This window comes from Micromonospora sp. DSM 45708, assembly GCF_039566955.1.
Classification (GTDB): domain Bacteria; phylum Actinomycetota; class Actinomycetes; order Mycobacteriales; family Micromonosporaceae; genus Micromonospora.
The window spans coordinates 1,796,793-1,817,933 of sequence record NZ_CP154796.1; the positions used below are offsets into that span (position 1 = coordinate 1,796,793).

The following is a 21,141-nucleotide window of genomic DNA, read 5'->3' on the forward strand; positions in this document are numbered from 1 at the left end:
GGCGGGCACGCCACCGGTAGTAGGGCTGACGAGCGATGCTCAATACCCGGCACGTCACCGCCACGGGGATCCCGTCGGCGGCCAGCTCGCTCACGAGCGGGTAGAGCCTTTTCCCGGCAGATGCGCCTGCGACAGATATGCCGCGGCCCGCCGCAGGACCTCGTTCTCCTGCTCCAGCAGCTTGATCCGCTTGCGTGCCTCCCGCAGCTCGGCCGACTCGCCGCCGCTGACACCTGGTCTGGTTCCGGCGTCAACGTCAGCCTGGCGCATCCACTTGAACAACGTCATCGGGTGGACTCCGAAGTCCTTGGCGATCTGCTCGACCGTCACGCCCGGGTCCCGGTCACGGGCCACCCGCACGACGTCATCACGGAACTCACGAGGGTAGGGCTTGGGCACAGCGACATCCTTCCAGCCCGCCACCAGGGCAAGCCATCTCAGATGTCACCTATCGGTGCAGCAGACCCAAGTCCTTCTACGAGCGCAAACGAGCTCAGGGCAAACGTCACGGTCAAGCCGTTCTCGCCCTCGCCCGGCGCCGCGTGAACGTGCTCTGGGCGATGCTGCGCGACGACCGACCCTACGAAGAAGAGCAACCCCTGACCGCCCTCGCCACTTGACAAACAGCATTGAGAATCAGGCGGAGCCGACAAGTCGGTAGACCGAGGGATACCTGCGGTGTAATCCGGCAGCACACTAGCGGGGCGCAGCAACCAACGGATCGCTGCTTGGCTCATGCAGACATTTCACGTCGTCGCTACTGTAGACGGTTGTTCTAGGGGCGAGGGTGACCATGGGGAGCGACGATGGTAGCGGAGTGGTTGATGGGGGTTGCCGGCGCCGGCGGGTCTGCGCTGGTAGGAGCGGTTGCGACCGATGTGTGGGGCGTCGCGCGCGACGGGCTGGCGAAGCTGTTCGGGCGAGGCGGTGACCGCCGTGCCGCACTAGCCCAGCGCTGGGCTGACGAGAGTGCGCTGACGATTGAGGGAGCCGATGACCGACTAGCAGCCATCGAGCGAGAGGCACAGACCTGGCAGCAACGTCTAGCCGACCTCCTTGAAGAGTTCCCCGAAGCCGCCGAGGACCTACGTGAGTGGGCCGAGCGGGTGCGTGCGGACCTTCCAACTGCCCAGCAGTCTTTCGCCAACACGTTCATTGCCCGAGATAGCTCATCCCAATACAACGCGCCGGGCGGAAACGTGGTCGTCCACCAGTACCAGCCGGGCGGCGGGCGGGCGCATTGACCACGGCGGGCGGCTCCTACGAGACCCGGGACGGATCCACCCAGTACAACGCGCCTGGTGGCTCCGTGGTCGTCTACAACCAGTCACCGAGCCCGACCGCCGCTGGGTCCGGGTACGTCGGCTGGGAGGTCCCAGGACTCGGGGGCCGTCGCCCGGTCGACCGCCCGGACCTGACCGCCGAGCTGATCGGCTACCTGATGGAGGGCTCGGGAACAGCGGTTGGGGTAACCACAGCACTGCATGGTGCAGGCGGGTTCGGCAAGACGACCCTCGCTACGTATGTCTGCTCCGGCCAGGCGCTTCGCGAGAGATTCCCCGGTGGGTTGTTGTGGGTGACGGTTGGTCAGGACAAGAGTGGCGCCGAGTTGCTTTCTCTCGTTAACGACCTTTGCAATCGTCTCGGCGGTGGCGCGCTTGGCACCCTTGAACAGGCCGGCAGTCGTCTGGGCTATCTGCTTGATCAGCATCCACCGACCCTGCTGGTACTCGACGATGTGTGGGAAGAAGCAGCGCTCGGACCGTTCATGATCGGTGGTCGGAGCTGCACTCGGCTCATCACCACACGCATCCCGACTGTCATCCCTGACGGTGCACACTTCGTGCGCGTTGATCAGATGGAGCAACGAGAGTCAGTTGCGGTTCTAACCGCCGGCTTGCCTGGCATGCCTTCGCACGAACGAAGGCGGCTCCTTGAACTGACCGGACGGTGGCCCTTACTGCTCGGTCTCGTCAACGCTCAGCTGCGGCATGCCGTGCAACGCGGAGACAACCTGCCCGCTGCCGCCGCCGAGGCGGTGCGGCGGCTCTCCGAACACGGACCCGCCACTCTCGACGTCACCCGATCTGCAGCCAGGAGCCGAGCAGTCGACGCCACCGTCCGGGCCAGTATGGATCTACTCAGCGACGGCAGCCGGAAACGCTACAGGGAGTTGGCCATCTTTGCCGAAGACGTCGACATTCCGTTCCACGAGATGTCCACGCTGTGGAGCGCCACTGCCGACTACGACGAGCGCGCCGTAGTCAAGGCAGTCGAGGAAATGGTGGAGTTGTCGCTGTTCGCCGCGTATCGATTCACCGAACGTGCGGTTCGTCTCCATGATGTACTTCGGCAGTACCTACGGCATCTGTCCGGAGACGACAGCATCCGTGCGCTCAACTCAGTCTTCCTCCGCTCCTATCAGACCGAGGCAGGCCTGACGAAAGAGAAAGGCCCCGTGCCGTGGTGGGCGCTGCCCGATAGTTGTGACTACCTGTGGCAGCACCTCGCCTACCACCTAGCCGAGAGTGATGACACCGAGGATCTTGACACGCTGCTGACCGACCTTCGGTGGCTGGTCGAGAAGAGCCGCCGATATGACGTGGCTGCGGTCGAGGCCGATCTAGCTCGGGTAGACACGCCGCTGGCCGCCGGTCTGAAGGCGGCCCTCGGGCGGGACGCCCACGTCCTTCAGCCCATCACCAAAGACCGATCGTACCCCGCTGTCATCATCAGTCGGCTCGCCGGTGTACCGGAACTTTCCGAGGTGATCACCCGTTATCAGGCGTCCGTGATTCCTGGTTTGGTCGCCATCGAAAACTTTTGGCCATTACCCGACCAGAACGCCGCCCTGGTGCGTGTCGTCACTGACGGTGTAACGCAGATCAGCGGTTCAGAGCTGTCGCCAGACGCGAAATACGTTGCCACCGTTGGTGCGGGGCCAGATGTGACGGTCTGGAGTCGGGACACCGGACAGCGGATTTACATTCTGTCGGGGCATCTCGATGCAGTCACCGACTGTGCCTACTCGCCCGACCAACTCACCTTGTACACCACCAGCTCAGACGGGACGGTAAGGGTCTGGGACCTATTGTCCCGCCGGAATCGCACGGTCTTGAACGGGCACACGGCGAAATTGAACGGCTGCGCCCTCTCGGCTGACGGCTCAAAGCTGTTGACCTTCGGCGATGATCGAACTGCCCGAATCTGGGACACCGGCACGAATTCGGAACTGCTGACGTACGGTGGGCACTCGGACAGAGTGCTCTCCGGTTCCTTTTCCCCTGACGGGCAATGGGTGCTGACCACCAGCGCGGACGGTCAACTCCGGCGCTGGGCCACGGAAGCCGGTACGGAGATCGGGGCCTGGACCGGACATGTCGGTATGGCGACCTCCTGTGCGATCGCTCCTGACGGCTCCTGGTTCGTCACTTCAGGGGAGGATGAGATGGTTCGGGTGTGGAAGGTCTCCACGCCCCACGCATTCGTCGAATTGCCTGGCCACCGGGGCCGGGTCAATGCCGTCGCTGTTTCACCGTCCGGCGAGTTCATCGTCAGTGGCGGAGATGACCGCACAGTTCGAGTCTGGGAGGCCAGTCGGCGGGCGATACGGACTGTGCTCTACGGTCATAGCTGGTATGTCACGGATTGCGCATTCAGTAACGATGGACGATGGCTGCTCTCGGCTGGGTGGGACCGGTCAACGCGACTCTGGGACACAAGCCTCCCGGCCGCCGATCTACCGGAACCGGCCGCCCGCGCGCGCACCAGCTCCTGCGCATCGACATCGAGCGGGGACCTGCTGCTGACCGGCGCTCGCGACGGCGAACTACAACTATGGACAGTCGAGCAGTGCACCCACCGTACTCTCGGGCGAGGCGCCGCGATTGTGGCGGCAGACCTGAGCCCTGACGGTGCCTACGCGGTCGCAGCCGACTCGGTCGGAGGCCTGACCGTGTGGGACGTGAGTACCGGGGCGCAGCACGTGCTGTTGCCGCAGGCCGAGAGCAGGATTGAGTGCTGCCGGTTCTCCCCTGACGGGCGTCACATCGCGGCCGGCACTCAAAATGGCACAGTGACCGTATGGGCCATGCCCGAGCGCACTGTTACCAGGGTCTTCGGCGGCCACGACAACTGGGTGGCAGACTGCGCCTTCAGTCCCGACGGTGTCTGGCTCGCTTCAGTCGGCTGGGACTCCGAGGTGCAGGTGGGCCTTGTGACAGGCACGCAATACCCCTTCAAGCTGCCGAGGCGCCACAGTGGCGCGATCCATTGCTGCGCGATAACGCCGTCGGGAAGAGAGTTGATCACCGGGGGCGCCGACGGCCAGCTTCAAGTGTGGTTATTGCCCACCGGAGTTCCAACAATCACGGTTCGCGCCCATGCCAACACTATTCGAGCCTGTGCGCTCAGTAGCGATGGCCAATACTTGCTGACGGGTAGCGATGACGGCTCCGTGCGGGTGTGGACTTGGGGCGATTTCGTGAATATTGCTTCCATGCAGGTGGCCGGTCCCATCATGGATGTCGCCTGGTGTGGCCCCGACCGGAGGCTCTGCGTGGTAGGCGACATGGGCGTTCATGTGTTCCATCTGGTGCAGCATCCTGCTATCCCGCATGCCCGACAGCCACTCGATCAGAATGCGCCCGACTCTCAATCAAGCGCCTTCACCGCTGACGGTGGCGGGCAACGCTCGGCTTGCCCTGACTGACGGCAGGATGCGTCGTGCGCGTGCCCCATTCCCGCCGCAGTAGGCGGGAACCACGAGCTCGGCAGCGAGTCCGGCTCCGAGGGGCACCCGCCTCGTCGTGGTACGGGAGCAGAGCCTGCAACTTCGCCCGGGAGCCCTCGTGCAGTCCGGGTAGGGTGACCGTCGACCGATCGGGATGGCACCAACAACGCGCAACCCGAGGTGGGTGTCGGTTCGTGTCGATCAACCGACACGAACCCCCATGCCTGCGGCCAGCGGGCAGCGATGGGTAGGGGGCGCGCGCCGTTCCCTTGGTGACGGGTGTCCTGCTGATGGGGGAGCGGAAGCGGTGGACTGGCGGCGCCCTGTCGGCCCCCGTTTACCCCGAAAACCCCCGCGCGTGGGTTGACAACCATTGACAAGTAGCGATCATCGCTTGGTCATGTCTGCGCATCTCAGCGCCTACTTCTGACAGTCAATGACAAGCCAGATTCGGCCACGGAGGGTAGCAAGGGTTTTGACAACCAATGACAAGTCCTGAAAGGGCTCGACAAGAGGTTCTTCTGGGTTCAAGTCTCCTCTTTCCCACAACGGTTGCCTGGGCAACGGCCCTACAGTCACGGTAATCGATACGTGCAGGAGGACCGCCGACGGCGACAACCTCACGACCGCACGCCCATGCGGGCAGTGGGGCTTCGACCAGCATGTGAGCAGCCACCCAGGCAAGGCATAAAGCTTCGTGCCTGTGTCAACGCCGCTTCAAACGGGGCTCTGGCACACATTTTGTGAGTCGCGCTCGCCGGTAGTTCGGGTTGGGTGCCAGGTGGAGATCATTCCGGCGTTGCTGCCGCACCTGACGGGCCTGCGGTTGGAAGCGGTGGTGGTTCGGGGCGTGACGGTCAGGATCGACGCAGCGACGGAGACGGCGCGGGCGTCGTGCGGGGTCTGCGGTGCGTGGTCGACCATGGTGCATGGTCGCCATGTGCGGCGGTTGGCCGATGTCAGGTTGGGTGGCCATGAGGTGTTGGTCGCGTTGACGGTCCGCCGATTCGCCTGCGTGAACGCCGGATGCGGGCGGCGAACGTTCGTCGAGCAGGTGCCGGGGTTGACCCGAAGGCATGCCCGTCACGCCGTCATGGCGGCTGGTGACCTGGAGGCCGTCGCGGTGGCGTTGGGCGGTCGACCGGGCAGCCGGTTGGCGCATCGGTTGGGCGGCGTCGGTGTCCCGTTCGACGTTGATCCGGATGATCCGCCGTATGCCCGATCCTGCGCCGGTGACCCCGTCGGTGCTGGGCGTCGATGACTTCGCCCGCCGCCGAGGGCACCGATATGCGACGGTGCTGCTCGACATGCACACCCGCCGGCCGATTGACGTTCTGCCCGACCGCACCGCCGACACCCTCTGTCAATCCCCTGGAATCGTGGAGGGCTCCGTTATGCGGCCCGGGCCTCCAGGGCGCGGGTCTCTGATCGTTCGTAGTCGATGGGCGAGCGCCAGTCGCAGACGGAGTGCCGGCGGCGCCGGTTGTAGAAGTCGGTGATCCAGGTCGCGATCTTCAAGCGGGCTTCTGTGCGGGTGCGGAAGTGACGGCGGTGGACGTACTCGACCTTGATGGTGGAGAAGGTGGCCTCGGCGACGGCGTTGTCGAAGCACGACCCGACCCGCCCCATTGACTGGCGTACCTTCCAGCGGGCGCAGGCTCGGGTGAAGTCTGCCGAGGTGTATTCGCTGCCTCTGTCGCTGTGGAAGATCACCCCTTCGACGCTGCCGCCGCGGGTCACGGCGGCCATGTTCAGCGCCGCGACGACCAGCCCGGCGTCGTGGTGGGCGCCCATCGCGTAGCCGAGGATCCGACGCGAGTACAGGTCGATGACCGTGGCGAGGTAGAGCTTGCCCTCGTGGGTGCGGATCTCGGTCATGTCGCCGCACCAGGCGACATCCGGCGCGGGCGCGGTGAACACCCGCTTGATGAGGTCCGGTGCGGCCGGACGCTTACCTTGGCGGGTCAGGCCCCGCCGGCGGCGCTTGACCCGGGCGGCCAAGCCCAGCTCGGCCATGAGCTGCGCGATCGTGTTGTCGGAGACCTGCCAGCCGGACTCGCGCAGCTCGATGCCGATGCGAGGGCTGCCGTAGGTGCCGCCCGAGTCGTCGAACACCTTCTGAACGGCGTCCGCCAGCCGGGCACGCCGGTCATCGCGGGGCGTTGGCGGCCGGTCACGCCACTTGTAGAACCAGGACTCGGACACCCCCAACGCCCGGCAGGCCAGCGCGTGCGGCACGTCATGCTCGGTCCTCTGGGAAGCGATGAAGGCGGCCACGCTCACCGGCCCGTCGCTTCCTTGACCCACAGGACCACGGATCGCTTGAGGACATCACGCTCCATCGCCAGCTCCGCGTTCTCCCGCCGCAACCGTGCCAGCTCCGCCCGCTCGTCCTCGGCCAGCTGCCCAGCAGCGGCCTCACCGCGAGTCTCGCGGTCCCTCTTCACCCAGTTGGCCAGGGTCCCGCTGTTGATCCCCAGGTCGCGGGCGACCTGAGCGATCGACTTGCCCGTCTCACGCACGATGCGCACCGCGCCCGCCCGGAACTCCGGATCGAACTGGCGTCTCGTCTCAGCCATGAACCTCTATCCCTCAAGCTCTGGCCTCCACGCTACGAGGGGAAGGGCACTCCCTCCATCACATGCCGCTCGGGCAGATCCAACTCACCTTCGCGATGTCTACCTGACGCCCGGTGTCGCTAACCACCGTTTGGTTCTGCCGGTGCAGGTCACCGGCACCTGGCTGGACGCCAAGGACCCGCAGAGCAATGCCCAGGCGCTCCTCACCGGTACCGTCTGGGCTGAGCAGCTGTCCCTGCGCTGGTTGGCCGGATTGGAGCCCCAGGTTGTGACCCTCCGGGCCTACGCAGCGGCAGAAGAACTGATGGTCTCCCTCACCGACGACCAACTCATCTCCCTAGAGAGCACACGTGGCCTAATGACCCCCGACCGGCGCCCCACCGCGCTGCTCGCGGTCACCGTCGTCGCAGAGTTCGCCAGCACCTCCGCATGCCCCTCACTGGCCTGCTCGTCGCGCAGCTCGGCTGGCGCGGCGTGCTGCTCACGCTAGCCGCCGTCAATGGCGTAGCGACTGTGCCGCTGCACGCCCTCGCCATCGGTAAAGCGCCGCACGTCAGGAGACCCAGCCCGCCGCGTGACCGGACCACACCCCACGACGTATCGCGGGCCGCGATACGCGATACCCGCTTCTGGTCCTCGCCGCCGCACCGGTGGACGGAAGTAAGAGCGGTGAGCGCGAGGCCTCATCCTCAAGCGTGATCACCGCGCGGCACCCGGCCAGATCCGGCCGCGAGAGGCGCGTCGCGATCCTCGCCCGCTGGCGTATCACGGCGAGCCGGTCCCGCTCGCCGGCACGCCGGGCGAAAGGCACCGGCGTCGAGGTCGCCCGGCGAGCGTTCCCGCAGCGCCACGAGTGAGATCGGTCAACGTGGCCGGAAGCACCTTGTCACCGGCCGGTAGACGGTTTACGAGTTCCCGAGCCGCCGGATCGACTCATCCAGGTAGGGCCTCAGGCTCGTGTCCCGCCGGTACGCGCGGAGCAAGTCGGTGGCCTCGTTCAGCTCCTGCCGCGCGTTACTCACGGCCGGATCGCCCAGAACGGCCCGTCCGTCGACATCATTGGGCTCAGGCCGGGCCGCTCGTGGGGCGGGTGATCATGATGGATCATGAGGTGGATGTCGCCGACGATCGTGCGACGCTCCATCGCATAAGAGTGACCCATGAGACCGGTCTCGACCCGGCTCGCGTCGATGGTGTCAATTCCGTCGAGCACAACGAGGCCGATACCGCCGCGGCCCGCCCGAGGAGCGTTCGCGAGCGCGCGCGATCCGGAGGCGGCCATGGCCAGGTCACTGTCGTTGACGTACAGGGTGAACCGCTCGGCAGTGCCCGAGAAGTCGGCGACCCGGTCCCGGAACTGCTCCGCGTCGAGGTCCGGTGCGGCGAACACCACATGCCCCAGTTTGTAGCCGGCCAGTCTGCTGAGCGCCTCGGTGAGGATGCGGTTGCCCATACTGTGCGCGATGACGTGCACCCGACCACCCTCGGTGGACTCCATGAGAGAGGTGAGGAACGCGCGGAAACGGCGCTGCGTGCCATCGGCGGCCGCGCCGTCGGCGACGTAGGCTGCGGGCGAGCCCGCGGATGGCCAGCTGTAGAGGACCGGTACGCCGCCGAAGTCCAGGTCGTAGGCGAGCTGCGCGGTACGCCGGACGGCATTGACGAACGATACGTTGTAGCCGTGCACGAAGATCAGCACGTCACGGCCTGGTGCCCGGTCACGCATCCGGGCAACGGTGGCGGTGAGGCTCTTCGACTCCTCCATGCGTAAGCCCGTGTCTTCCGGCTTGCGGAACTTGAGGCGCCATCGCCGCTTCGGCCGGGGCAGCTTGCCCGTCCGATGGTCATCGGGAAGCGCGACCCACGCCCTGCCATATCGCAGCGTGCGGTCGCGGCCCGCGCCATAGACCTCCGCCGGCTCGTCGGTGGGTACGCGGTCGGTGGCGTATGCGATCTCGACCTCGCTGCGCCGCTCCGTCAGGGCCAGCGACTGTGGAGTTTCCACGCCGCGCCCTGGGCCGAGCATCGCCGCCAGGATCGCCGACTCGACGCGGCGGTGCAGATCGGGCGCCTCGCTCAGCACGGCGAGGATGCGATTCTGCGCGCTCTCGACCTGGTCCGGGCTGGCGGCGTCCAACTCCCGCAAGGCGTCGATCAGAGCGGGCTCGATCGCGGCGGCCTCGGGCCCCGGCTCCTCTGGCCACACCGCACCGACGGCGTCGACCAAAACGCGTGACTCGTTCATCACATCGAGCATAGGCGGGTGGCACGTGACCCATCTGAAGGCCTCGGCGATGGCCTACGAGCTCTCACCCCCGCACCGCGTACGTGGCCGGCCGACGCGGCCGGCGTGGTCGGCTCCCCGCCGGGGAAACGGGACGAGGCGACCCCCGGCCTGTTTCTGTCACCACCTCGCCTCGATCAGCGGCTCGGCGGCGCCGACGCCCTACGGGCCGCCAGCTTTGGATGCTCGATCCGGACTCCAAGCTGCCGCAAGAGCTATAGGACGTTGGCAGCACTGCCCAGTGCTGCCTGGCCGACCCGAGCCACCGGGCACCCTTCACCCATCGCGGGAGCTGGAATGCCCGTCCGACACGTCGTGGGCGCCGGGACCGATAACCACGAACGGTGCCCAGTGCGCCGGCTCGTTCGCAAACGGGACTCTCACCCACCGAAGCTGAAGGCGAGGCAGGTCGGCTTCGTCGGCGAAACGATTGATCTCCTCGATAGTCGAGTCGCGCAGCCAGGCCTGCGCCCTGGCCATGGCCTGCGCCGCCGACATCGGTCCTCGGCCAGCATCCGAATCACCCTGGAAGTGGTAGATGTAGAAGCGGCCGACCAGCAGCGAGGCGACCTGGTCGCTCAAGTTCCACAACGTGCCGGCTACGGTGTCCGCGCCGGCGTACACCAGGCCCGTCGGCAGGCCGGTGGCCTCGTCGGGGGCATGTGCGACGTCGCTGACGGCGCTCTGACAGGCCGACGCGACAACGAGGCGCACACCGGCCAGCGGTCGGACGTCAAAGAGTTCCCCCAAGGTCAGCATGTCATCGTTGGCCAGGAAAAGGCCCGACCGCAGCGGCTGGTCGATGTCGAAACTGCCGTGACAGGCCAGATGGACGTGGGTAGCCCCGGCCAGCTCCCGGACAAGCGCCGGCTTGGTGGCTTCCGGTCCGGTGAGCACGCTGCTGGTGCCGGGAAACAGTTGCCGCACGGCAGTTGCCTCAGCCACCGCGAAGGGCAGCTTCTCGAGCCCGCTCGGCTGCGGCTCTGCGACGCCGACTAGCCGGGCGTCTCCCGGCCGGTCGGCGGGCCGGGCCGCGAGCAGCGATCGGGCCGAGGGAGCGAACGACATCACTACGTCGTCCAGCAGATACCTGGTCTCGCCGTCTCGCCGGTACCGCGCCGCGTGGACCGGAAGCACGCCGAGCAGCCCGGTGGCCACCATGACCACCTCGGCGATCCCGGCGGCGGTGAGGTGCCGCGCCACCTCGCCCAGGAACCGCTCGCCGAGCCGACCGATGAGGCGAGGCAGCAGGTCGTGGTCGTGGATCAGCGACTTCGCACCGGACAAGAGATCGACCAGCTCGTCCTCGGTGAGCGGACCGAACACGGCTTCCACTGGGCTGTTGCCCTCGACCAGCAGGGCGACGCTGCCGAACTCGGCAGTGATCAGGTAGACGATCGGTACGCCTGCCCCCGCCGCCCGGCGGGGGGCATCGTCGGGCTTATTCGCGAAGCCGGCGAACCCGGGCACGGCCCGGATCGCCTCGACTGCGGCATGCAGTTGCGCCTGGGCGTCAGCCAGGAGACCTCTCAGCTGGCGGCGTTCGTCCACGTCTTGCCAGGAGGCGCCGCGCTGTCTCGCCTCGGCCACCACTAGCCGGGCCACGGCGTTGCGGAAGGCGGTAGCCGCCGAGGGCGCGACGGCCTCGGGCGTGGACAGGTCGGCGCGATCGCGTTCAAGGAGCCGGCCAAGCTCTCGTGCCCGCGCGCCCTCGATAAGCGCCACGGCTTCGGTAGCCCGTCCGGCCCGGGCGAGGGTGTATGCCGCCTCGCGCGGTAGGCCAGCGATCCGGGTCAGTACGGCTTCCCGGCCGCCGGATAGCATCGTGGCGAAGTATCGGGTGTCGGCATCCGCAACAGCGGTGCTCAGTGCCTCGGCGGCGGCGGCCCAATCACCGCGCCTCCCTAGCAGCCGACCTAGCAGGGCCCCAGCCTCGTGTGCCTTCCCGGGCATGTCCACGGCGAGTACCCGGCGGAGCAGCCCCTCGGCGCGTTCTCCGTCGCCGTTCCGATCCCGGCGGCTCAAGGCCCGTGCCAGGCCGGTGGCCGACTCTGCCCACTCCGTCGGTGTGTCGTCGATCGGCCGTCCCGTCAGGCTCTCCTCGTGCAGCTGGATGACCTTGTCATGATCCGGCGGCTGTTGCTGTGAGAGCGTCTCGGCGAGGTTGTAGAGGGCGCGGCTCCACTCCCGCATATCGCCGAGGTCGTGATAGATCTCAGCCGCCGTGAGCCGTGCCGCGACGATTTCGTCAAAGTTCGCTTCAAGCGCGCCGGGCATCGCCGATATCGCGTTGGCGAGGTTGTCGACGGCCGCCGCGTGGGCCGCGGGTGCTTCCTCGATCGGAAGCGCCTCGAGCGCCTGCCGGTACAGGTCGAGCACCTCCTGCCATGTTTCCCGGTCGGAGTGCCGGGCGCTCATGGCCAGCAGGTCGGCTACGGCAGTCGCTGCCTCCGCCGCGTCGATCGGCCGATCCGTGGCACGGCACAGTTCGTAGGACTGCCTCGCATAGAACAGCGCCAGGTCGTGGTTGGCGTCGGGGTCCCCCAGCACGCGCCTGCCATAGCAGCGGCAGAGGTTAAGTAGCACGATCGCGGCGGTCACCGGGTCGTCCAGCAGGTTCAGGGAGCGTTCGAGGTGCCTGCGCGCCGCCTCCAGATTCTGCGGATCGTCGGCCAGATCGGGATCAGACAGCACCAGGCCGAGACCGGCGAGCGCCGTGGCATGCCCCACAGGTGACCTTTCCGGGGTGAGGACCGTAAGCGCGGCGGTGAATCGGCGGATGGCACGACGCAGGTTGCGGCGGCGGGCCACCGGGTACTCGGCATAGACGTTCGCGAGGGCGATCATAACCCGGCCCCAGTCGTCGGGGTCGGTCCGGCGGCGATACGACCGGAGAGCGCGGCGCAGGCAGGACAGCGCCTCCTCCTTATTGCGCCGGGAGTCACCGGTTCGCAGGCGCCGCCATGCCATACCGGCCTCGGCGAGGGCTTCGGCTGCGAGCCTCTCGGTGCCGGGCGCATCGAGCAGGGCCGCCGCCTCCGTGGCCAGCCGGATCGCCATTTGATTGTCGGTGGTGCATCGGATCAGGAACAGCAGGTATCGCCCGCGGACGCGCGGCAACGTCGCGGCAGGAACCAGCTCGATGATGCGTTCCAGGAAGCCGTCATCTCCATCTGGCCCGGCCAGTACGTATCGCCGGACCAGGGTTTCCAATCCGTCCGGCAGGATGGACTCCCCAGCCAGCTCCAACACCGTCTGCCACTCGTCCTCGACGGCCCGCCGCGCGGCTGATTCCGGATGGTCGGCGAGTCGGTAGATGCGGGCTGGCTGATCTCGCGTTGCAAGGACCAGCCCCATGAGGGTGCGAAGCTCGGGATGGCTTTCGATGAGGCGGTCAGCGGCGTCGTCCGAATCTGCCTCGGCGAGCTGCCGGACAGCGGCTTTGGTGCGAGCGTATTCGATGATCTCGGCTACCGAGCGGCGTAGTTCGTCGTCGTGCTCATCCGCGAGTTTCTCCGCCAGTTCTGCGTAACGAACACATCCCGGCAAGTCGTCCCGCTTGGCGAGAAGGTGGGCCGCGTCGTAGGCGGATCCGGCGGCGTCGGCCGGCGCACCGCTGGCGAGAAAGAGGCGTATCGCGCCGTCGTACAGGGTCAGGGCACCGTTGGCGTCTCCGTCGTTCGCTCTAATGCTCGCCAGCGTCCGGGTGGCCCTCGCCTCGGCCCGGTGGGCGCCGAGATCACGGAACAGGCTCTGCGCACGCTCGGTGTACCTTACTGCCCCGACCCGGTCACCGAGAGCGGCTACCGCCGGGGCCAGATCACTAAGAGTCCTGGCCTCGCCGAGCAGATCACCGACCGCGCTGTACGCCTCCGCGGCCCGGTGGAACAAGACCACGGCTTCGCCGGGTTCGCCCTCATCGCGGCGTAGTTGTGCATGGTGGGCCAGCGCCTTCGGGCGCAGACCGGGGTTTCCCGCTGCCTCCGCGCGACGGGCGACTTCCTCGAACGCCTGCTCCGCGCCCGCCGCGTCACCCAGATGCTGCAGGGCGATGCCGAGGTGGTGAGTGAAGGCGAGGTGGTCCCCGAGCTGATCAAGCCTGGGGGTCAGATCTCGCCCTCGACGGCTAACTTCCGCCAGTGCCGCCCAATCTCCACCCTCGCCTAGGAAAGGCGTCATCGCGTGTATCGCCGCCACCGCCTCCGCCCCAGACATCGTCTCGAGGTCCTCCCGCAGGTCGGGCCACGCCCGCTCAAACCAGGCAAGGACCTCGTGCCGGACGGCCGACTCGGGTGAGCCGACGACGGCCTCGAACGCGGAGGCCAGGTCCCGCCACAGTTGCGCGCGGGCCTCGTCCATCCCGTCCCTCCTCAGAACGTGCGGTTGAACGCCGCCAAGTTCCCGAACGGCTTGCCCATCCAAATACCGAGGACGGCTCAGCAGTCCAACCACGACCTCCTCTGAGTGGGGCCGCTGCCGCTCGAGCGTTAACGCTGGTGAAGGTATCGCTCACCCGGTCTAGCGTCGAATTGGAGTGGACCGGTAGGGAATGAAGTCCCTACTCATGGCGGCGGTGACCGCAGCGGATGTCCACAGCTTGCTGCATCGAACTGGGTCCCAGCCCGGAAACGAGTGGGGCGGGAGTTAGGCAACGATCTTACAGTCACGGTAGCCGATACGTGCAGGAGGAGTGAAGTAGGAGCCTGGGCGCCTCGCCGGCCTGTCCGGCGTCGCTGAAACCTTCCGAGCTGCCGGGGAACCTCACGCATCTACGCCCCCACCGACCGACCTACGGACAGTCGCGGCAGGTTACCGGGAATGGCTCAGTGACCCGCAGCCATGCTGCTCCCTCGGCTCACACTTCGGAGCGTCCGTCAGTGGTCAGGCTGTCGGAGCCCTTTGGCAGGATGGCATAGGTCCCCGTCGTGGTTGAGTGGGAGTGGCACCAGTGAAGGCAGACGCGCTGAGTCCTCGTCAGTTGTTCGACGGCAAGATGCACTACGAGATCCCGCCGTTCCAGCGGCCGTATGTCTGGAACGAGGAAGATCAGTGGGCGCCGCTGTGGGCTGACGTGGTTCGGGTCGCCGAGAGCCGTGTCGTCGCCGCCGGTGCCGAGCCGACTGTGCCACACCACTTCTTGGGCGCGGTTGTCTACGAGTCGAAGCCTCCGGTGGTTGGGGATGTCACTCGGCACATGGTGATCGACGGGCAGCAGCGCATGACCACGATCCAGCTCATGATTGATGCTGTCCAGGCGGCAGTTGCCGAGCGTGGGCACGACCTCCTCGCTGAGGACCTCGAAGAGCTGATTCTCAACCGCTCGTCGGCCCTCAGGGGCAAGCCCGAGCGCTTCAAGCTGTGGCCGTCCAAGCATGACCGACCTGCGTTCGAGCAGGCGATGGATCCCAAGCCCGGCTGGGAGGGGGAGCACCGGATCGTCTCTGCCCACGAGTTCTTCTCCAAGGAGGCTCACGCCTGGCTGACCGGGACGCCTGACGACGATGGCAACACGCCGCCGGGCTCCGAGCAGGCCCGTGCGGAGGCGCTGTCGGCAACGCTGCGCGATGGGCTGTACATCGTCGCGATCAATCTGACGGGCCACGACGACTCCCAGCTGATCTTCGAGACCTTGAACGACCGCGGGACGCCGCTGCTCAAGGCCGACCTGATCAAGAACTGGGTATTCCAGCGGGGTGTGAAGGCCGGCGCTGACGTCGAGGACTGGTCGGAGACGCACTGGGTCGACTTCGACGATGACTGGTGGCGGGCCGAGATCGTGCAGGGCCGCCACCAGCGCTCCCGCATCGACATCTTCGTGCAGTACTGGCTCACCATGCGGTTGCGCGACGAGGTGAAGACCGAGCAGGTCTTCCGGGTGTTCACCGAGTACGCCGCGCCTTACATGTCCAGCCCTGGCGGCGCCGACAAGCTCCTGAGCGAATTTCGCAAGGATGCCGACACCTACCGCGCCTTGGCGAATCTCCCCGAGGACACGGCCCAGGGGTCGTTCTACTCGCGGGTCATCGAGACGATGGGACTCGCCGCGACAAGCCCGCTGCTGCTGTGGCTGCTGTCGGACAACCATAAGGTGCCCGAGAAGCAGCTGGAGATCGCCCTCAAGGCACTGGAGAGCTGGGTCATGCGCCGGACGTTGCTCCGGATGACGATGAAGGACGTCAACAAGACCATGGTCTCCATCCTCAAGCTCCTCGACCGGTCACCGATCGACACGGCGGGCGACACGGTCCGGAACTTCCTCGCGGACCAGCGGGCGGATGCGCGTCTGTGGCCTACTGACGCCACCATGAAGGCCGAGCTTCCCTCGCTCAAGCTCTATGGATACCTGCGCCAATCGCGTTTGCGCGTCGTACTGGAGGCGATCGAGAAGAAGCTTCGCACCAAGTTTCACGAGAACATCGCGCTCCCGGCCAAGCTTGAGATCGAACACGTGATGCCCCGGTCGTGGCAGACCCACTGGAACCCTGAGCCGCGGCTCACGCCCGAGCAAGCAGCGGACCGTGACCGACGCATTCAGACCCTTGGCAACCTCACCCTGGTGGCGAAGAGCCTCAACGGCGCCCTGTCGAATCGGCCGTGGACCGACACGGAGGCTGCGGGCATGATCTCCGGAGGCGAGGCCGGCTTGGGCAAGCGCAGTCTCCTGGAGAAGTACAGCCTGCTGGTGTTGTCGAAGGACCTGATCAAGGACCATCCCGACGCGTGGCGTGATGCCGATATCGAGGCGCGGGCAGCGGAACTGACGGACCACATCTGCCAGGTGTGGACCGGGCCGCCCGCCGACACGCACGCAGGGGAAACGACGCAGCCAGGCGGCTCTTCGATACCTTCCCAACAGACCCGGGATGAACTGCCAACCAAGGTCGCCCACGACCCGACCTGACTCGGCGGCGGAGGCCTCGTGCCGCGACGCGGTCTGGGCCCGCCGGCATGACGTCCTGCGCCGGCTGGCTCGCTCGGCCCGGGCCGAGGTGCAGGTGGTGGCGTTGACCGGGTTGGTTCGCGCCGGCCAGGATGCTGCCGTCGCCAGATACCTGGATGACGACGCGCCGTTGGCTCTGGCCGGGTCCGCCACCTAGGCATGGACGCGCGGGATCGTTACCGTGCAGGCTTCCCCAGGCCGTCGAGTCGATGGGGCGATCGCCACCGCTGACCGACCCCAGCTTTGGCGGACGCCCTGCTGCTGCTTCGACTGCTCGACCACGAGAAGCTGAAGGTTTATGCCCAAGCGGTGCGGAGTCTGCGGCCGCTGGCCGCGGTCGTGGTGGGAGATGTGGCGACGTTGCTGCGGGGTCCACAGACGGCCCGCCACCACGCCCCGAACCCAACCGCATCGACAATGAACGATCACAAGCGCGGGGCCGGAACCCCCGACATCAGCTGTGAACGATCGAGGCTAGGTCGACACGGTGGCGGACGGTGATGGCACCGCCGCTCTCGGTACCACATGGGCGGTTTGTGGCTACCAGTTGTGACGCCTCTTTACAGCGGAAGTTGACTTTCCTTACTGTCACGTCGCCGACAGGTACTGAACGGGGGCTCGGGTGAACCTGCGCAGGGCGTTAGCGACGTATTGGTGCGATGCCGCAACGACGGCCGCGCCCTCATCGACGAACCCGCGGTGCGGCTGCTGACCTCCTCTCCGCTGTGGTGATCCATGCACGTTGACAAGACCTGATCGTCGGCTCGGTGTCGAGCGTCTCCGCTCCTGCTGTACCTGATTGATCCTCACTCACTTTTCCCCGCGCACGGCCGGGGTTCTTCGGTGTGCCCACACACGCAGCAAGGAGTGCTTTGGTGACAAGACCTGGAATCGTCCCCGAGCGGCGCCGTCGCGGCTTCGCCGCGTCGGCTGTCGCGCTGGCCCTGGTGGCCGTCGCCGGTCCGACCGCGATACCGTCGCCGGCTGGGGCGGAGCCGACGGTCCCCCAGCCGGCGGCTGTCCCGGAGGCACCCGCGCTCAGCGAGGTCGACGCCCTGGCGCAGGCCGGAAAGCTCAATGCGCCGGTCGAGGTGACCAGCCTCAAGACCGAGGATTCACGCGTGCTGGCGACCCCGCGGGGCACCCTAATGTTGGAGTCCTACGCGGAGCCGCAGTGGACCAGGGGCCGCGACGGCGGCCCGTGGCGGAAGATCGATACCCGGCTGGAGCGGCGGGCCGACGGGTCGGTGGCGCCGGTGGCGACGTTGACGGACGTGACGTTTACCTCCGGTGGGAGCGGTCCGATGATCCGTATGCCCCTGGCCGAGGGGCAGGTGTCGCTGTCTTGGCCGGGAAACCTGCCGGCGCCGACGATCGATGGTGACACCGCCGTGTACGAATCGGTGCTGCCGGAGGTGGACCTGCGGCTGCGGGCGCTGCGCGACGGGTTCACCTGGGCTCTGGTGGTCAAGTCGGCGCAGGCGGCGGCGAACCCGGCGTTGGACGAGTTGCGGTTCGCGCTGCACACCACGGGCACTCTCACCAAGCGGTCCCGGTCCGGCGGCGGGTTCGAGGTCGCCGACCGCAACGGGCGTTCCGTGCTGTCCGCCGGGGGCGCGCTGATGTGGGACTCGGCCGGGGTGGCCTCGGCCGCCCAGGGCGCCACGGGTCGGGCGGCGAACGGGTTCGCGGCGCAGGGCCGTCGTGAGGCGCTGCGGGTGGTGCCGGACCGGGCGCGTAAGGCGGAGATCCCGACCGGGGTCCAGGGAGAGGATCTGGTGATCCGGCCGGACCGGTTGCTGCTGCGTGGAAAGGGCACGGTGTACCCGGTCGTCATCGACCCGTGGAGCACGATCGAGAAGACCCGGTGGGGTTACTCGAGCACCAACGACGCGACCCGCAACGACGGTGTGGCCCGGGTCGGCAAGGACCCTGAGGGGTCCGGCACGTACCGGTCCTACTTCTCGTTCAAGCTCACCTCGCTGTCCGGCAAGACGATCCGCGACGCGAAGTTCCTGACCGAGATGACGCACTCGTGGGACTGCGACAGCACGCCGGTGAACCTGTGGCGTACGGCCGACATGGCGACCACCGGCAAGCAGGCCTGGTCCGGGCCGAGCTTCTCGAAGTGGCTGGAGGAACGTTCGGCGCACGCGCACAAGCCCTCGGGCGGCACGGGCTGCGACGACGACCCGCAGCCGGACAAGCCGATGGAGTTCTCCAGCCAGAACGTCATCGACGACATCAGCGCCAACCGCGGCCAGGACATCTACACGCTGGCCCTGTCGACCCGGCAGTCCGACGGATCGTCCGAGTCGACGAGCAACTGGTGGAAGAAGTTCGACCCGGTACAGACCAAGCTGACGATCGAGTACAACACCAACCCCAACACCCCGACCGCGGCGCAACTGTCGACCCACGCCGGCTACACCGCACCGGCGCAGGCCTGCCTGACGGGCACGTCGCGCCCTGCGGTGCGCTCGGACTTCCCGTGGCTCAAGGCGACGGTGAGCGACCCGGACGGCAGTGGCGGCGGGAGTCTCTCCGGCGTCTTCACGCTCCAGAAGTTGGTGGGCAGCACCTGGACGAACGTGTCCGGCTGGCCGAAGACCGACTCCGGGGTCGCACCCGGCACCAAGGCCGAGCTGCAGTTGACCACAAAGACGGTCAACGGCGAGCTCTACCGCTGGCAGGTGCTGACCAAGGACACCCTCGGCGGGTCGTCGACCGCGTCACCGTGGTGCGAGTTCTCGGTCGACTACTCGGCGCCCGCCTCGACCCCGGCCGTCACGGCTGCGGACGGGTTGTACCCGGAGGCACCGCCGCGTGGCACCGATCTGGATTCGCATGGATCGCCCGGCTATTCGGGGCGGTTCACGTTCTCGGCCAACGGCGCGGCGGACGTCTACGACTACGTCTACCAGGTCAACGGCGGCCCGGAGATGACGGTACGGGCAAGCCAGCTGGGCGGCCCGGCGACGGTCTGGGTCACGCCGACCGTGCGGCTGGAGAACGTGGTAACAGTGCGCAGCCGCGACCAGGCCGGCAACCCCTCCGCCTCCTACGACTACGTCTTCTACGCCGGTGACCCCTCGGCCCCGGTCGCCCACTGGGCGATGGACGAGGGCTCCGGCACCACCCTCGCTAACAAGATCGACGGTGGGGCCGCGGCGACGCTGGCCCCTTCGCCGAAGTGGGCGGACTCCCGCGTACTGGGTGTCCACAAGCAGTCCGGCAAAGACTGGGCGGTCGAACTTGACGGCGTCGACGACCAGGCGGTCACCGCAGGCCCAGTCGTTGACACCGCCCGCAGCTTCACTTTCGCTGCATGGGTTCGCGCCGATGCCGTCGGCGGAGTGGTTGTGGCGCAAGCTGGCGCCAACAAGAGCCCCTTCGAACTTCAGTACTTCCCCACCAAGCAACGGTGGTGCTTCACCAGCTATACCTCCGATATCGCGAACGCCTCGGTCACTCCCTCGCCAGCGTGCACTCCTGACCCGGTCCAGGTCGGGGCGTGGGTGCACCTGGCCGGTATCTATGATGCGGGCGCCAGCAGCCAGCTGTCGCTATACGTCAATGGCGTTCGCAGGGGCGTGGGTACGACCAGTGCCCCTGCCTGGACAGCTAGTGCCCCCCTGCTTATCGGTGCCGGGCGTAACGGATCACCGGTTGGTTGGTTCAGGGGTGCGATCAGCGAGGTCCGCGTCTGGGATCGAGCCATCGACCCGGCGATCGATCTGGTGGAACTCGTTCGTCCCGTCCGGGTGGGCCAATGGGACATGGAGGACGATGATCAGGAGGAACCGCGGCAAGCTGGCGACTCGTCGGGCTATCAACGCCCGCTGACTTTGGCCGCGTCACCGTCTGCCGCTTGGACCGCGGACGGCTACGACTCGATGGGGCTGACCCTCGACGGTGTCTCCGGGGCCAGCCAGACCGACGGACCAGTACTGCGCACCGACCAGTCCTACACCGTGTCCGCGTGGGCCCGCTACACGGGTGGAGCAGGCGCCCGAACCGTCATCGCTCAGGACGGAAAGAACGTGTCCAGTTCATTCCTGAGTTGTCGCAGCGACGCGACGGGAACGAAATGGTCAGTGATGACCCGCTCTGCCGACTCAACCTCGAGCTCGGCGTTTTACGTCATCGGAAGTGACTGCATACCCAACCAGTGGACCCACCTAGTTGCTGTCCAAGACGTCACGAGCAGGACGCTGAGCCTCTACGTCAACGGAGTCTTGGTTAAGCAGAGTGCCCAGACCTATGACCCATGGCATGGCGATGGCGCGCTGGCGATCGGCCGAGGACTGTGGCGCACTCCCGCCGACTACTTCGGTGGGCAGATCGACAGCGTCAAGGTGTGGCAGGGGGCGCTTAGCGCCGCCGAGGTCCAAGCCGTGTTCGCCGGATTCTGACACCGAACGGCCATCGTCGATCTCGTGAACGGTCCGGGCGCCATGCAGGGATGAGCGTGGCGCCCGGACCATCCAGCAACCTCCCGCGCGAGCCGGCGCGGGTCGGACATCCGTGACCTCCGAAGGGACCTGATGAGAACTGCCAGAGCTGGTCGGCCGCACCGCAATCGCGGGCGAACGCCGGCCGTCAA

12 protein-coding genes are annotated in these 21,141 nt (G+C 67.0%); 7 read left to right on the forward strand and 5 right to left on the reverse strand.

Annotation, left to right across the window (positions count from 1 at the left end):
* Positions 1-90: 90 nt before the first annotated feature.
* The gene (locus VKK44_RS08440; RefSeq protein WP_216928307.1) at positions 91-399 is read right to left on the reverse strand and encodes a transposase; all 309 of its coding nucleotides are present in this window, start codon (positions 397-399) and stop codon (positions 91-93) included.
* 407 nt (positions 400-806) lie between these two features.
* Here VKK44_RS08440 and VKK44_RS08450 point away from each other — a divergent pair, with 407 nt between their 5' ends.
* The 4 genes from VKK44_RS08450 to VKK44_RS08465 all read left to right on the forward strand — a co-directional run bounded on the left by VKK44_RS08450 (position 807) and on the right by VKK44_RS08465 (position 6,231).
* Positions 807-1,244, forward strand: a complete 438-nt coding sequence (locus tag VKK44_RS08450) for a hypothetical protein (RefSeq protein WP_343446291.1) — start codon at positions 807-809, stop codon at positions 1,242-1,244.
* Between the two features lie 65 nt (positions 1,245-1,309).
* Positions 1,310-4,711: an NB-ARC domain-containing protein gene (locus VKK44_RS08455; RefSeq protein ID WP_343446292.1), complete on the forward strand. Its 3,402-nt coding sequence runs from the start codon at positions 1,310-1,312 to the stop codon at positions 4,709-4,711.
* Positions 4,712-5,513: 802 nt separating this feature from the next.
* Complete coding sequence (locus VKK44_RS08460; protein ID WP_343446293.1) at positions 5,514-5,993, forward strand: transposase family protein; 480 nt, start codon at positions 5,514-5,516, stop codon at positions 5,991-5,993.
* Positions 5,947-6,231 carry a transposase gene (locus tag VKK44_RS08465; protein WP_343446294.1) on the forward strand — a complete coding sequence of 95 codons (285 nt, stop codon included), beginning with the start codon at positions 5,947-5,949 and terminating at the stop codon, positions 6,229-6,231. The genes VKK44_RS08460 and VKK44_RS08465 overlap by 47 nt, the downstream gene beginning before the upstream one ends.
* Here the strand turns inward: VKK44_RS08465 and VKK44_RS08470 are convergent.
* Together VKK44_RS08470 and VKK44_RS08475 are read right to left on the reverse strand one after the other, a co-directional pair.
* On the reverse strand, positions 6,125-7,015 hold the full coding sequence (locus VKK44_RS08470; protein ID WP_343446268.1) for an IS3 family transposase: 891 nt from the start codon (positions 7,013-7,015) through the stop codon (positions 6,125-6,127). The genes VKK44_RS08465 and VKK44_RS08470 overlap by 107 nt on opposite strands.
* Positions 7,012-7,311 (reverse strand): transposase, encoded by a 300-nt coding sequence (locus VKK44_RS08475; RefSeq protein WP_088981155.1) that lies wholly within the window; start codon positions 7,309-7,311, stop codon positions 7,012-7,014. Before VKK44_RS08475 ends, VKK44_RS08470 begins: the two co-directional genes overlap by 4 nt.
* Before the next feature lie 142 nt (positions 7,312-7,453).
* On the opposite strand from VKK44_RS08475, the gene VKK44_RS08480 reads away from it, so the two are divergent.
* Positions 7,454-7,801, forward strand: coding sequence for a hypothetical protein (locus tag VKK44_RS08480; protein WP_343446295.1), 348 nt, complete (start codon positions 7,454-7,456; stop codon positions 7,799-7,801).
* A gap of 528 nt (positions 7,802-8,329) precedes the next feature.
* On the opposite strand, the gene VKK44_RS08485 is transcribed toward VKK44_RS08480, so the two are convergent.
* Both VKK44_RS08485 and VKK44_RS08490 read right to left on the reverse strand, forming a co-directional pair.
* Positions 8,330-9,556 (reverse strand): alpha/beta hydrolase, encoded by a 1,227-nt coding sequence (locus VKK44_RS08485; protein ID WP_343446296.1) that lies wholly within the window; start codon positions 9,554-9,556, stop codon positions 8,330-8,332.
* Positions 9,557-9,871: 315 nt separating this feature from the next.
* Entirely contained in the window at positions 9,872-13,954 is a 4,083-nt protein-coding gene (locus VKK44_RS08490; protein ID WP_343446297.1) for a CHAT domain-containing protein, read from the reverse strand.
* 589 nt (positions 13,955-14,543) lie between these two features.
* On the opposite strand from VKK44_RS08490, the gene VKK44_RS08495 reads away from it, so the two are divergent.
* Both VKK44_RS08495 and VKK44_RS08500 read left to right on the forward strand, forming a co-directional pair.
* Complete coding sequence (locus VKK44_RS08495) at positions 14,544-16,496, forward strand: DUF262 domain-containing protein (RefSeq protein ID WP_343446298.1); 1,953 nt, start codon at positions 14,544-14,546, stop codon at positions 16,494-16,496.
* Between the two features lie 914 nt (positions 16,497-17,410).
* Positions 17,411-20,950, forward strand: a complete 3,540-nt coding sequence (locus VKK44_RS08500) for a LamG domain-containing protein (protein WP_343446299.1) — start codon at positions 17,411-17,413, stop codon at positions 20,948-20,950.
* The last annotated feature ends 191 nt before the right edge of the window (positions 20,951-21,141 follow it).

Coding starts and splice junctions, on each gene's coding strand:
- VKK44_RS08490 (WP_343446297.1), bottom strand. CDS start 13,954: ATGGACGAGGCCCGCGCGCAACTGTGGCGGGACCTGGCCTCCGCGTTC.
- VKK44_RS08450 (WP_343446291.1), top strand. CDS start 807: ATGGTAGCGGAGTGGTTGATGGGGGTTGCCGGCGCCGGCGGGTCTGCG.
- VKK44_RS08485 (WP_343446296.1), bottom strand. CDS start 9,556: ATGAACGAGTCACGCGTTTTGGTCGACGCCGTCGGTGCGGTGTGGCCA.
- VKK44_RS08465 (WP_343446294.1), top strand. CDS start 5,947: ATGCCCGATCCTGCGCCGGTGACCCCGTCGGTGCTGGGCGTCGATGAC.
- VKK44_RS08475 (WP_088981155.1), bottom strand. CDS start 7,311: ATGGCTGAGACGAGACGCCAGTTCGATCCGGAGTTCCGGGCGGGCGCG.